Source organism: Mesorhizobium sp. Root157, assembly GCF_001427385.1.
GTDB lineage: Bacteria > Pseudomonadota > Alphaproteobacteria > Rhizobiales > Rhizobiaceae > Mesorhizobium.
Window position 1 is genome coordinate 313147 of record NZ_LMGJ01000001.1, and the last position, 12472, is coordinate 325618.

A 12472-nucleotide genomic window follows, 5' to 3' on the forward strand; every position below is an offset into this window, starting at 1 on the left:
CCCGGCCTCAGCAAGATGCGAGCGCACGTTCCTGCTTGACGCGCTCCTTGAGCGCACCCGAAATATTGGGATAGCGCTTGCCGATCTCGCCGAACGTGGCGCAGGCGACATCGCGCTGCTTGAGACCGACCAGAGACACGCCGAGCTTCAGCATCATGTCCGGCGCCTTCTTGGCCTTCGGGTAGTCCTTGCTCGCGGCGAGGAACACCTCGGCGGCATCGCGGTACTTCTGCTGGCCAAGCAGCGATTCGCCGAGCCAATAGTGCGCGTCGGCGGCCTTGCCGTCCTTCGGGAAGCGGGTGACGTAGTCGCGGAAACCCTGTTCTGCGGTGTCATAGTCGCCCGAGAGCACGAACTGGTAGGAGTTGCGGTAGAGTTCGTCGGCATTGTCGGTCTGGGGCAAGGCCGCAACGATGCTGCCGCCGCTCGTGCCGGACTGGCCTTCGACAGCGGCCCCCTGGCCGGTCGGCGTGGTCGATTGGGTGTTGCTGCCCGCATCGATGACGTTGCCGTTCTTGTCGACGGTGATGGTGCCGAACGTCTTGGCCGGCGCGCCGGTACCGGGGATTACCTGGCCGGGATCGCCGGTTCCGGAATCGATGATCACGTCTTCGACGGATGCACCCCCGGCGGTATCGCCGGAGGTGGATGGATCAGCCGGCGTTTCGGCGACCGACATATCGGCCGCGCCTGACGCATCGGATTTTTTCTGCGTGCCCTGCGCTGCCCCGCCGGAGCCCTGCTCCAGCTGCTGCATGCGGAACTCGTTGTCTTCCTGCGTCTTGCGGATCTGCTCCTGCATCTGCAGAATCTGGAAGTTGAGTTCCTCGACCCTGCCGTTCAGTGCGCGAATCTGCTCTTCCAGCCCCGCCGTGCCGGCCGACTGGGCAAGTTGCACCTGCTGCGCAGCCTCATTGCCCGCGCCGTTGTTGCCGAACACGCCCGGCAACCCGATGCCGGGCAGGTGGAAACCGGTTTTGGCCGGCGCCGAGCTTTCGGCGCCGCTTGCCAGGGCTGCCGCCCCGGTAAAGAGCAGCGCCGCAAGCGTGCCGCTCAGGATTGTTCTTGGATGCATAAGCCTCTCGCCATGACAGTAATACCCCATTCGAACGCCTGCCCGGGCCTCTGGCACAGGACAGGCGGGACCCGCTTCTAACAGGGCGCGAGACTTCGGCCAAATTTTGTTTGGTGTTTCAAGAAACGAAAAAGGCGGCCGATCGGCCGCCTTTCGCGCAAACGCTGTTGCATTTATGCCGATCAGGAACCGGCGCCGCCCAGCGTGGTGACGGCACGGCGGTTCTGCGACCAGCAGGAAATGTCGTCGCAAACCGCAACCGGACGCTCCTTGCCGTAGGAGATGGTCTTGATGCGGCCGGCATTGACGCCCTGGCCGGCCAGGTAGTCGCGGGTGGCGGCGGCGCGGCGGGCGCCGAGCGCCAGGTTGTATTCGCGCGTGCCGCGCTCGTCGGCATGGCCTTCGACCACGACCGAATACTGCGAGTACTTGTTCAGCCACTGTGCCTGGCGGGCCAGCGTCTGCTGGGCGTCGGCGCGGATCGAGGTCGAGTCGGTGTCGAAGAAGATGCGGTCGCCGATATTGACGGTGAAATCCTGGGCCGAGCCGGGCGTCCCGGCGCCTGCGCCGCCAAGGCCGAGATCGGCTGCACTGTTGGGGGTCTTCTTCGAGGCGCAACCGGCGATCACCAGCGAGGCGAAAAGCGCGATCATGACCGGGTTTGCTGCAAGTCTTGCGATACGGCGCATGCCGCCTCTCCTTCGCATTCGAGTGATTCCGTTGATCTGCCAGTAACCACGTTTGGGTTAACCGGCGTTCAAGAAACACGGTTAAAATTCAGTTTCAGCCGCCGTCCGCAGCTTTTTCCGGCATTTGCCTACCGCCCTATGGCTGTAGGGCCAAATGCGGCCAAAAGGCGACAAAGCCATGAAAAAGGGGGCGCTCGGCCCCCTTTTTGCGACAATATGAGCATGCCGGCCATTATTCGAGCAGCGGCGACCAGGCCGGGTCGGAACCGAAATTGGCGGTAGGGATCGGCTGTTCGTTGCGCCCGGTCAGATCGATCGAGAACAGCCTCGGCCCACCGCCGCCGGCAGCGTCACGGAAAAACATCAGCACACGCCCGTTCGGCGCCCAGGTCGGTCCCTCCTGCTGGAAGCCGGACGACAGGATGCGCTCGCCCGAACCATCGGTGCGCATGACGCCGATCTGGAATTCGCCGCCCGACTGCTTGGTGAAAGCGATGAGGTCGCCGCGCGGCGACCAGACCGGCGTCGAATAGACGCCGTCACCGAAGGAAATGCGGTTCTGCCCCGAACCATCGGCGCCCATGATGTAGATTTGTGCGCGACCGCCACGGTCGGACGTGAAGACTACCTTGCTGCCGTCGGGAGAATAGGACGGCGAGGTGTCGATGGCGGTCGAATTGGTCAGCCGCGTCGTGTTGCGGCTGCGCAGGTCCATGGCAAAGATGTTGGAATTGCCGTCGTCGCGCAGCAGGCTCATGATCACCTTCTGCCCGTCCGGCGAAAAGCGCGGCGCAAACGTCATACCGGGGAAGTTGCCGACCAGTTCGCGCTGCCCGGTCTCGATCTGCAAGAGATACACCCTGGGCTGGCCGCTCTCATACGACATATAGGTGATTTCCTGCCGGTTCGGCGAAAAACGCGGCGTCAGAACGATCGACTTGCCGTCGGAAAGGAAGCGCGCATTGGCGCCGTCCTGGTCCATGATGGCGAGGCGCTTCTTGCGTGCGTTCTTGGCGCCGGACTCATCGATATAGACGACGCGCGTATCGAAATAGCCCTTCTCTCCGGTCAGCCGCTCGTAGATGGCGTCGGCGATGATGTGGGCGACGCGGCGCGTGTTGGTGTCGTTGGCGAAGAACTGCTCGCCGGAAAGCTGCTGGCCGGCGAAGGTGTCCCAAAGCCGGTATTCGGCTCTGACGCGGCCGTCGGCTTCCTTGCTGACGCGCCCCGTCACCAGCGCCTGGGCATTGATCACCTTCCAGTCGTCGAAGCGCGGGGCGACGTCGGGGTTGGAAATCTTTTCGATGAAAGCGCCCTTGTCGATCGGCGCGAACAGACCCGAACGCTTGAGGTCGGCCGTCACGATGCTGGAGATTTCGGCTCCGAGCGCGTCGCCGGCGAGGAAATCGGTGATGGCGATCGGCAAAGGCTCGATCGTTCCCTTGTTGACGTCGATTTCCACCAGCGCGTTTGCAGGCACGACGGCAAATCCGCCGATGCCGCCGGCAAGCGCGGCCACCATCATCAGCGTCTTGAGCAGTTTCTTCATGCGTTCAGCCTCGTTCTGTCCTGTCCGACGATGTTCTTCAGAACATGTCACTCGGATCGAAATTGACTACGACTTCCGACCAGCTGTCGTATTTGTCGGCCGGAAGGTTGAAGGGCGCGCATTTCTGCACCGCCCTGACCGCCGATTCGGCCGCCGTGCGGCCTGGCCCCGACGCGGCCCCGCCGGCGACGACTTCAGGTCGGCCTTCCAGCGTGCCCGAGGGGTCGAGATGGAAGCGCACCGAAACCTTGAGCATTCCGGCATCGTCGACGCCGGCTGGAATGCTCCAGCAGCCGCCGAGCTTCTGGCGCAGCGCATCCATCTCGTTTTGCGACAGCCGGTTGCCGCCGGTCGACTTGTCGCCGCCCAGCGAAGCCTGCTGCGTCGAGCGCTTGGCGCCGCCGCCTGAAGGCTTCTGCTTGTTGAGCAGTGCAGCCACTTCATCGGCGTTGAATTCCTTGTCTTCCGATTTCGGCTTGGACGACGCTTCCTTGACCGGCTTTTCCGAATCCTTGCGGTCCGGTGCCTTGGCGGTCTCGGCCTGCGCGGGCCTCGGGCGCGGCTTGGCTTCCGGCGCCGGCGCGGAATTCGGCAGTTGCACGGCCTCGGTCGGCTGCTGCTCGGCGGCAATCGCTTCGGCGACCGCGTCGGGCGTGGCGGTTTCCGGCTTCACCGCGGCCGTCATGTCCTCTGCCGGCTTCGGCGCCGGTTCCGGCTGCTTGACCGGCTCAGGCTCGGGCTCCTTGACCGGATCGGGCTTGACCTCTTCCTTGGGCTGCGGGACCGGATTGACGTCGGTCGCGGGAACCGGCTTCGGTTCGTCCTTCGGCTTCGGCACGTCCTCCGGTTTCGGCTTTTCCTTCGGCTCTGGCGCCGGCGGCGTCGTGGACGCGGCGTCCACCGGCTTCGGCTTGGCCTCGGGCGTAATCGGCTGCTTGGTGTCGACGCTGTTTTCGCCGACATCCTGGGCATCGGCGACGATGTCGGGGCGCTTGGTCGGCATCGGCGCGGGCTTGTCGTTCATCGTCGCCTTCTTGTCGCCCTGCTGGATCTGGGTGATCTCTTCCAGCGGCACGATATCGACGGGCAGCGATTCCACGTCGCTCACTTCGAAGGCAGCCGGCGCCGACAGCGAAAACAGCCCGAAGACCAGCACCGCCGCATGCATGACCACCGATGTGGTGAGACCCGCCTTCAAGATTACTGATCCTGTTCCTGCAAGGTGACGAGGCCGAGGTTCTTGTAGCCGGCGGCCGAGATGCGGGCCATGACCTTCATTACCGTGCCGTAGTCGGCGGTCTTGTCGCCGCGCACGTAAATGCGCTCGTCATAGCCGGTCTTGGAGATGGCCTCGAGCTTCGGCACCACCTCCTCAAGCGGGATTTCCGTTTCCTGCAGATATATCTGGCCGGTCTCGTTGACCGAAACGGTGATCGGCTGCGTATCCGAATTCATCGCCTTGGCCTGCGTTTCCGGCAGGTCGATCGGCACGCCTACGGTGAGCAGGGGTGCGGCGACCATGAAGATGATCAACAAGACCAGCATGACGTCGACGAACGGCGTCACGTTGATTTCCGACATCAGCGTGTTGCGGCGGCCGCGCCTGCCGCGCCCGCCTCTTGCTCCACCGCCCGTACCTACTGACATTCCCATGATTGGACCTCAGGCCGCCTTGGCGACTTTTTCATCGATTTGGCGCGACAGTATGGCGGAGAACTCGTCGGCGAAGCCCTCCATGCGCCCCGCCAGCTTGCCGGCGTCCGATGACAGTTTGTTGTAGGCGATGACCGCCGGAATGGCCGCAAGCAGGCCGATTGCGGTGGCCAGCAGCGCTTCCGCGATACCCGGCGCAACGACGGCAAGACTGGTCGACTTCGATCCGGCAATCGCCTGGAACGAGGTCATGATGCCGACCACGGTGCCAAACAGGCCGATGAAGGGCGCGGCCGAGCCGATGGTGGCGAGGAAGCCCAGCCGGCCCTCCAGCTTCTCCATCTCGCGCGTCAGCGCCAGGTCCATGGCCTTGTCGATACGCGTCTGCAGGCCGAGCGGGGACTTTGCCCCCTTCTCGAAGCTTTTCTTCCACTCGCGCATGGCGGCGACGAAGATCGAGCCCATGCCGCTGTTCTTGCGGTCGGACAGCGTACGATAGAGTTCTTCGAGCGACTGGCCCGACCAGAAGATCTGCTCGAAGCGGTTCAGCGCCATCTTCATGCGGCCATAGGCGATGACCTTGTCGACCACGATGGCCCAGGTCCAGATCGAAGCACCAAGCAGCCCGATCATGACCAGCTTCACCACCCAGTTGGCCTGAATGAACAAAGCCCAGATCGACAGTTGCGCTGCCGGTTCGGCGAGAGCGATATTTTCCATCCAAACGTTCCTTAAAACCTTTACGGGCGTGGCTCTCGGCTGGCCCGGCGTGCATTACCCTTGGTGGCCCGTATGCGCGAACCTTGCGGAAATGCCCAAATAGCGCTGATAGCGGCCTTTTCAGGGCAAATCTTGGTGAAAGGAAGGCGCACGATTCCCGTTGATTGTCATCGTTCTGTTCATGAACTGTTATGGTTAAGGATGGGTTATGGCCAAAACCGTGGCGCAACACCTCCCGTACGCAGGCGCGGACCTCTTGGGGGCCACTGGTTTTTGCCTTACCGGCTGGTCAAAGGCCCACCCTCAGGCATGAAGGCGGCGATCCATTCCTTGGGAAAACGGCGCGGACGGCCGTTCTCGCCGATGATCGCCGCCTGGACGCTCGCTTCCACAAGAACGGCCTCGCCGCGTTTCAATTGCTGCGCCATGGATATTCGCGCGCCCGACACTTCCAGCGTGCGCGTCTCGACGGTGAGGATATCGTCGATGCGGGCGGGAGCGTGAAAGTCGATTTCCATGCGCCGCACCACCCACACGATCTTCTCGCCGTGCTTGCCGTCGGCAAGTTCGGTGTGATGGACGCCGGCCAGCCGCAGGAAATCGGAACGGCCGCGCTCGAAGAATTCGAGGTAGCGGGCATGATAGACGACGCCGGAAAAATCGGTGTCCGCATAATAGACCCGCGCCATCAGCCGATGGCCGAACGGCGTCAGCGCACCGGAAATGCCGGCCGCCAGGTCGCCGCCCGATTCACCATGATCGCCCATTGCGCTTTCCTTTTCGTCCCCCGCAAGGCAGATGTCCTTCCCGGTTCGGTCTAATGCGATGGCACCGTTGAGCGTGATGATCAAGGGCATCGGAACGGTTCTGTTGCTGCTGGCAGCACTCATGCTGCCCGCCAACGCCATGACCTTCACCATGAAACGCGGCCTCAACCTCGACATCTGGACGACTTGGCCGGGCGAGGACAAATGGGGCGACCCCGCCGCGATCCTTCCGTATCCCGAATGGCGCAAGTTCCTCACTGATGCCGACCTCGAAGCGCTGAAGGATGCCGGCTTCGATTTCCTGCGCATGCCGGTCGACCCCTCCCCCTTCCTGTCGGACAAGACGGCGGCGCTTCGCGACGATCTTTATGCCAGCGTGCTGGACTCGGTGCGCATGATCAACCGCGCCGGCCTCAAGGTCGTGGTCGACCTGCACCTCATTCCCGCCGGCGGCGACCGCAGCCTCGGCATGGGCGAGGTGATGGCCGATCCGGCCACGTTCGACGCCTTCGTCGCGGTGGTGCGCAAGATGGCCGCGACCCTGGCCAGCGAAGACCCTGCCATGGTGGCGTTCGAACCGATGAACGAGCCGGTGGTGGATTGCGATGCCGACAACACACATTCTTGGCCGGATCGGCTGCGGCGCCTCTACGCGGCGGCGCGCGCCTCGGCAACACGGCTGACGCTGATCCTGTCCGGCGGCTGTTACGCCAGCGCCGAGGCCTTGTCCAAAGTCGATCCGGCGGCCATCGCCGACGACAACATCATCTGGACCTTCCATTCCTACAACCCGTTCCTGCTTACCCATCAGGGCGCGACCTGGGCCGGCGATTTCATTCCCTATGTCACCGGCCTGCCCTATCCTTTGACCGCCGTTCCGCGCGCCGAACTCGACACTGTCCTCGATGCCATACGCGCCCGGATCAAGGCCGAAGCGCCATGGACCCGCCGCGGCGGCCTGCTCGCCTATCTCGACGAACAGGTCGCGTCGATGGACAGCGAGGAAAAGCTGCTCAAGATCATGGATGCGCCTTTCAAGCAGGCGGACGCGTGGGCCAAAGCCAACGGCATCAAGCCGGAAAACGTCACGCTGGGCGAATTCGGCATGATTCGCCAGGAATACGGCAATGACCATGTGATTCCGGCGAAATACCGGGCCGCCTATGTCCGTGACATGATCGCCCGCGCCGAAGCACACGGTTTCTCATGGTCGCTATGGGGGTATGGCGGCGCCTTCGGCGTGGTCGAAGCCTTCGAGGGCAAAAAGGCCGAACCGGACGTGCTGGACGAGGTCAGAAAGCTGGCAAAATAAACCGGGCGCTTTCGAGCATCATTGCCCCCACCCCTAACCCCTCAGGATGAGGGAAACCTCACACGCGACACCCGCCACGGCCAACGGCAACCGCTTCACTCCTCCTGGAACAGGTTGATCTGCTGCTGCGCCAGGTCGGCCGGCGCGTCCAGCCCCAGGTGCCGCCAGGCATTGGCCGTCAAGACGCGACCACGCGGCGTGCGCTGGATGAAGCCCTGCTGGATGAGATACGGCTCGATGATGTCCTCGATGGCGTCGCGCGGCTCGGAAAGCCCCGCCGCTATCGTCTCGACCCCGACCGGCCCGCCGCCGAAATTATTGGCGATCATGGTGAGGTAGCGGCGGTCGAGCGCATCGAGGCCGAGCGCGTCGACCTCCAGCCTGGACAACGCCTCGTCGGCGATCCTGCGGTCGACATGGCCGTCTCCGGCAACGGATGCGAAATCGCGAACGCGCCGCAGCAAGCGTCCGGCAATGCGCGGCGTGCCGCGCGCGCGCCGCGCGATCTCCACCGCGCCGTCGTCGCCGAGCGGCATGCCGAGGATGCGCGCGCCGCGCCGCACGATCAGTTCCAGTTCCTCGACGGTGTAGAAATTGAGCCGCACCGGAATGCCGAAGCGGTCGCGCAGCGGATTGGTGAGCAGTCCGAGCCTCGTCGTCGCCGCCACCAGTGTGAAGCGCGCCAGGTCGATCTTCACCGAGCGCGCCGCCGGCCCTTCGCCGATGATCAGGTCGAGCTGGAAATCCTCCATCGCCGGATAGAGGATTTCCTCCACCGCCGGGTTCAGCCGGTGGATCTCGTCGATGAACAGCACGTCGCGGTCTTCGAGATTGGTCAGAAGGGCTGCCAGATCGCCCGCCTTGGCGATGACCGGGCCGGAGGTCGACCGGAAGTTGACGCCCATTTCGCGCGCCATGATCTGCGCCAGCGTCGTCTTGCCCAACCCCGGCGGGCCGACAAACAGCACATGGTCGAGCGCCTCGCCACGCCCCTTGGCCGCTTCGATGAAGACCTTGAGGTTGGCGCGCGCCGCCGCCTGCCCGACGAAGTCGTCCAGCACCTGCGGGCGCATGGTCTGCTCGGCATCCTCGCCGCGCTTGTCGGGTGCAATGAGACGGGGTGAAAGGCTCATTTAACTGTCCTGCCATGCCTCTCGGTCAGGGGCAAGCAGGGCTTCACCGCGCCAGTTCCTTCAGCCCGAGCCGGATCAGCTTCGAGGAATCCGCGTCCTCGCCGCCCACCTTAAGCGCCGCGGCAACCGCGTTGGCGGCGGTATCGCGCGAATAGCCGAGATTGACCAGCGCCGACACTGCATCCGCGATCGGCGCCGGCGCCACCCCTTCGCCCAGTTCCTGCTTCAGCCCGATGGTACCGGATGCCGACCCGGCATAGGCCGGCGCCTTGTTCTTCAGTTCGGTGACGATGCGCTCGGCCACCTTCTTGCCGACGCCCGGAGCGCGGCTGACCATGGCGATGTCGCGCAGCGCAATCGCATTGGCGAGGTCGGCGGGCGAAAGGGTGGACAGGATCGCCAGCGCCACCTTGGCGCCGACGCCCTGCACATTGCCCATCAGCAGCCGGAACCAGTCGCGCTCCAGCGCCGACTGGAAACCGTAAAGCCGGATCGCGTCCTCGCGCACATAGGTCTCGATGAACAGCACCACCGCCTCGCCCGGAGCCGGCAGCACGGCCAGCGTGCGGGCCGAACAGAACGCCACATAGCCGACGCCGTGCACATCGACGATGCAGTGGTCCTCGTCGATCTCGTCCAGTGTCCCCTTGAGCTTGCCGATCATGGTGCGACTTTCATGGATGGGTATCAGGAGCGATCACGTCGACGGTCGGAAAATAGGTACGATAGCTTACTGGATCGCGCGTCACGATCGGATAACCGCGCACCGCCGCATGTGCACCGATGAGGAAATCCGGCAGAGCCTGCTCGCGTCCGCCTCCGCGCAAGCGATACAGGTGAAAAGCCTGCCCCGCAGCGAAGGCCGCCTCCCAGGGAATTTGCTCACGCAGGAATTCGTCCGGATCCAGAGCCGCCTCGACGGTTTCCATATCCCGATAGCGATAGCTGAACTCCGCGAAGATGATCGGATTGATCACCAGTTCGCCCGCATGTTGTTCAAGTTGCCCTTGCGACCAGCCCCTCCATTCCGGATCGTCATAGGCTATGTCTATCAGGACGTTGGTGTCGACCAGAACCGGCATGCTACCGGTCCCGCGTGGCGCGCATGACGTCGTCGGCGCTGATTGTCGGATCGCCGGTTTTTTCCATCTTCCTCAACGCCATAAGAAATCGTTCAAGCCTGGCCTTGTTGGCAACGGTCTCGGACCTTTCCGCAGATTCAATCACCAGCCTTCCACCCTCCAGATGAATCGACACGTCCCCGTTCGGTCGGATGCCGGCGAGGTCACGCAAATATTTGGGAATGGTTATCTGACCCTTCTCGGAAACCCGCATGGTCAACTCCTTGGCAAACTTATTCCTACATATTCCAACCTGCGGAACATGTAAAGAACATCTGGTGTCGATTCATGCGGTGAACAGCCCGGCTCTAGCCGGCCAGTTGCGCCATGCGGTAGGCAACGCTTTGCCGGTGATGGGCATGGCAGATGGCGATGGCCAGCGCGTCGGCGGCATGCTCGCTGTCGAACACCGCCTTGGGAAGCAGCACCTTGACCATCATGTGGATCTGCTTCTTGTCGCCGTGGCCGACGCCGATGACCGCCTTCTTGACCGCGTTCGGCGCATATTCCGCCACCGGCAGGCCGGCCAGCGCAGGCACCAGCATGGCGATGCCGCGCGCCTGGCCAAGCTTGAGCGTCGCCGATGCGTCCTTGTTGACGAAGGTCTGTTCCACCGACGCCTCATGCGGCATGGCCGAATGCATCACTTCCGAAAGCCCGTCATGCAACTGGCAGAGCCGCGAGGCCAATGTCAGCTTTTCGTCGGAGCGCACCGTGCCGGCCGCCACGAAATGCAGCGAATTGCCGAGGCTCTCTATGATGCCCCAACCGGTGCGCCTCAGCCCCGGATCGATACCGATGATACGAATCGCGTCCGCCATTTGCCCACTCTAACCGCCTGCGGCACACTTGCCAGCGATTTGTGAACAAACAGGAAACAAAACTGTGACTGGAGTTGAGCCGGAAAACCGGGTTCCGTCCGAAACGGCGAGAAAGTGTGAACTTCGACTAGCCGCGCGCGAAAGCGGTGTTGAGCAGGGAAATCTGGTCGGAAACCGGATTTCCGCGCCGTCCCTCCACCGGCAGCGTGGCAATGCCGCTGCCATAAATCTCTTCATCCATGCGCCGAACCAGCGATTGCAGGCGCAGTGAACGCTTGACCAGATCGATAAAGTCTTCCGGCAGTTCGTTCCAGCCGGCGGCGTCTTCATGCGCCGAAACCGTATCGAGGCGCACCTTGGACTTCTCGGACGCCACCTGGTCGCGCGTCATCTCGCCGGAATTGGCGGCGCGCTGCAAAAGCAGCCAGGACGCGATCTGCATCAGGCGCGTGGTGAGCCGCATCGATTCGGCCGCGTAAAGCGTCGCGGCAAGCCGCGAAAGCTTCTTGGCCTCGGCCCGGCCCTTGCCGTCGAGATATTCGGCGGCGTGTTCGACCAGCCCCATGCCTTCATTGTAGAGCGGCCGGAAGGATTGCGAAAAAACCCGGCGCTCGGCCAGTTTAACAGTTTTCGTGCTTTCCCTCGAAACTTCGCTCATCAATGCACCCTGTTCGCCTGCGGCAGGTCGACCGATCGCTGCGCATCCTGACGGACGCATGGTGGCGATCTGTCTCCTTGTTTGAGCATCGGATCTTCCGGAAACCGGATCCGCTTTTCGGACCGATGCTCCAGAAAGCCCGCTGCCGCGCTTACCCGCCTATACAACCCGAAAATGCGCCCCGTCTTCGCCCAAGGCAAGCACATGTTTAACAAAAGGTTAATATGAACAGGGCAGATTGGAACGAGGCTGCTGCAAGGTCGGCCAGGATGAAAAATGGATAAAAAAAGAGCCGCGGATAAGGCGGCTCTCAGGAGTTTAACAGGGAGGCGTCAAACAAAGTGGCTCCAACCACTCGGTAAGAATCCAGATCACTGGATAACTATAGTAAACAACCGTAAAGCTTAATGATGCGTTAACAGCATCTCGATTTTTTGTTTGAAAGGCCGGCAATCGCTGCCTTCCGGCCTCGTTTGCGAATGCCGTCAGTTCCGTTTCCACAGCGCCGGCAGCGCAATGAAGGCGAACAGGAACATGGCGGCGTAGAAGCCCATCGAGGCAAGCGCCACCAGCGGTTCGATGCTCGCATTGCCGCCGAGCAGCAGGAACAGGCCGGCAAGAAGCAGGATGCCGCTTACCGCCGTCAGCCAGAAATGCACGGTGGCCAGCATCTTGCCGGCGGCCGTTGGAAAAAGGTGGTAGAAGAAGGCGAACACCGCCGACATCAGCCACCCCGCCACCATCGTGTGGGCGTGTGTCGGCATTTGCGAGTGGTCCTGGCTGATCGACATCGACAGGCCGAGCGCCATCCCGAACAGTGCGTAGATTATGGCCAGTGTGAAGAAATTACGTGCTACCCCTTGCATGATAAATGCTCCCGTTTGCCTTTTCCCCGCGGGAATGCGGTTGACGCCGAGATCAATATCGATGGTGGTTTGTGTCATCGGCTTGCAGCCGGCATCGTCGAATCTGGC

15 protein-coding genes are annotated in these 12472 nt (G+C 62.8%); 1 reads left to right on the plus strand and 14 read right to left on the minus strand.

The window, feature by feature from the left end; translation table 11 throughout:
• Positions 1 to 7 precede the first annotated feature (7 nt).
• From ybgF to ybgC, 7 genes are all read right to left on the minus strand, one after another.
• Entirely contained in the window at positions 8 to 1075 is a 1068-nt protein-coding gene (ybgF, locus tag ASD64_RS01550; RefSeq protein ID WP_056099606.1) for a tol-pal system protein YbgF, read from the minus strand.
• 182 nt (positions 1076 to 1257) lie between these two features.
• Positions 1258 to 1764 carry a peptidoglycan-associated lipoprotein Pal gene (pal, locus tag ASD64_RS01555; RefSeq protein ID WP_056099609.1) on the minus strand — a complete coding sequence of 169 codons (507 nt, stop codon included), beginning with the start codon at positions 1762 to 1764 and terminating at the stop codon, positions 1258 to 1260.
• 232 nt (positions 1765 to 1996) lie between these two features.
• On the minus strand, positions 1997 to 3289 hold the full coding sequence (gene tolB / locus ASD64_RS01560) for a Tol-Pal system beta propeller repeat protein TolB (RefSeq protein ID WP_244480690.1): 1293 nt from the start codon (positions 3287 to 3289) through the stop codon (positions 1997 to 1999).
• Between the two features lie 61 nt (positions 3290 to 3350).
• Positions 3351 to 4511, minus strand: a complete 1161-nt coding sequence (locus ASD64_RS01565; protein ID WP_056099615.1) for a cell envelope integrity protein TolA — start codon at positions 4509 to 4511, stop codon at positions 3351 to 3353.
• Between the two features lie 2 nt (positions 4512 to 4513).
• Positions 4514 to 4966, minus strand: coding sequence for a protein TolR (gene tolR, locus ASD64_RS01570; protein WP_056099618.1), 453 nt, complete (start codon positions 4964 to 4966; stop codon positions 4514 to 4516).
• A 9-nt stretch (positions 4967 to 4975) separates the two neighbouring features.
• Positions 4976 to 5686: a protein TolQ gene (tolQ, locus tag ASD64_RS01575; protein ID WP_056099622.1), complete on the minus strand. Its 711-nt coding sequence runs from the start codon at positions 5684 to 5686 to the stop codon at positions 4976 to 4978.
• A gap of 278 nt (positions 5687 to 5964) precedes the next feature.
• Positions 5965 to 6453 carry a tol-pal system-associated acyl-CoA thioesterase gene (gene ybgC / locus ASD64_RS01580; protein ID WP_056099626.1) on the minus strand — a complete coding sequence of 163 codons (489 nt, stop codon included), beginning with the start codon at positions 6451 to 6453 and terminating at the stop codon, positions 5965 to 5967.
• Positions 6454 to 6511: 58 nt separating this feature from the next.
• Between ybgC and ASD64_RS01585 the strand changes: the two genes are divergently transcribed.
• A complete protein-coding gene (locus tag ASD64_RS01585; RefSeq protein ID WP_056099629.1) occupies positions 6512 to 7765 on the plus strand; it encodes a glycoside hydrolase family 5 protein in 1254 nt (417 codons plus the stop codon).
• A gap of 95 nt (positions 7766 to 7860) precedes the next feature.
• Here ASD64_RS01585 and ruvB read toward each other — a convergent pair whose 3' ends face one another.
• The 7 genes from ruvB to ASD64_RS01620 form a co-directional block, all read right to left on the minus strand.
• A complete protein-coding gene (gene ruvB, locus ASD64_RS01590) occupies positions 7861 to 8898 on the minus strand; it encodes a Holliday junction branch migration DNA helicase RuvB (RefSeq protein WP_056099632.1) in 1038 nt (345 codons plus the stop codon).
• A 43-nt stretch (positions 8899 to 8941) separates the two neighbouring features.
• A complete protein-coding gene (ruvA, locus tag ASD64_RS01595; RefSeq protein ID WP_056099635.1) occupies positions 8942 to 9562 on the minus strand; it encodes a Holliday junction branch migration protein RuvA in 621 nt (206 codons plus the stop codon).
• 10 nt (positions 9563 to 9572) lie between these two features.
• On the minus strand, positions 9573 to 9980 hold the full coding sequence (locus ASD64_RS01600; RefSeq protein WP_056099637.1) for a type II toxin-antitoxin system VapC family toxin: 408 nt from the start codon (positions 9978 to 9980) through the stop codon (positions 9573 to 9575).
• Position 9981: 1 nt separating this feature from the next.
• Positions 9982 to 10233 carry an AbrB/MazE/SpoVT family DNA-binding domain-containing protein gene (locus tag ASD64_RS01605; protein ID WP_056099640.1) on the minus strand — a complete coding sequence of 84 codons (252 nt, stop codon included), beginning with the start codon at positions 10231 to 10233 and terminating at the stop codon, positions 9982 to 9984.
• A gap of 94 nt (positions 10234 to 10327) precedes the next feature.
• Positions 10328 to 10840 (minus strand): crossover junction endodeoxyribonuclease RuvC, encoded by a 513-nt coding sequence (gene ruvC, locus ASD64_RS01610; RefSeq protein ID WP_056099644.1) that lies wholly within the window; start codon positions 10838 to 10840, stop codon positions 10328 to 10330.
• A 127-nt stretch (positions 10841 to 10967) separates the two neighbouring features.
• Positions 10968 to 11498, minus strand: a complete 531-nt coding sequence (locus ASD64_RS01615; RefSeq protein ID WP_056099646.1) for a DUF1465 family protein — start codon at positions 11496 to 11498, stop codon at positions 10968 to 10970.
• A gap of 485 nt (positions 11499 to 11983) precedes the next feature.
• Entirely contained in the window at positions 11984 to 12364 is a 381-nt protein-coding gene (locus tag ASD64_RS01620) for a hypothetical protein (protein WP_056100179.1), read from the minus strand.
• Positions 12365 to 12472 lie beyond the last annotated feature (108 nt).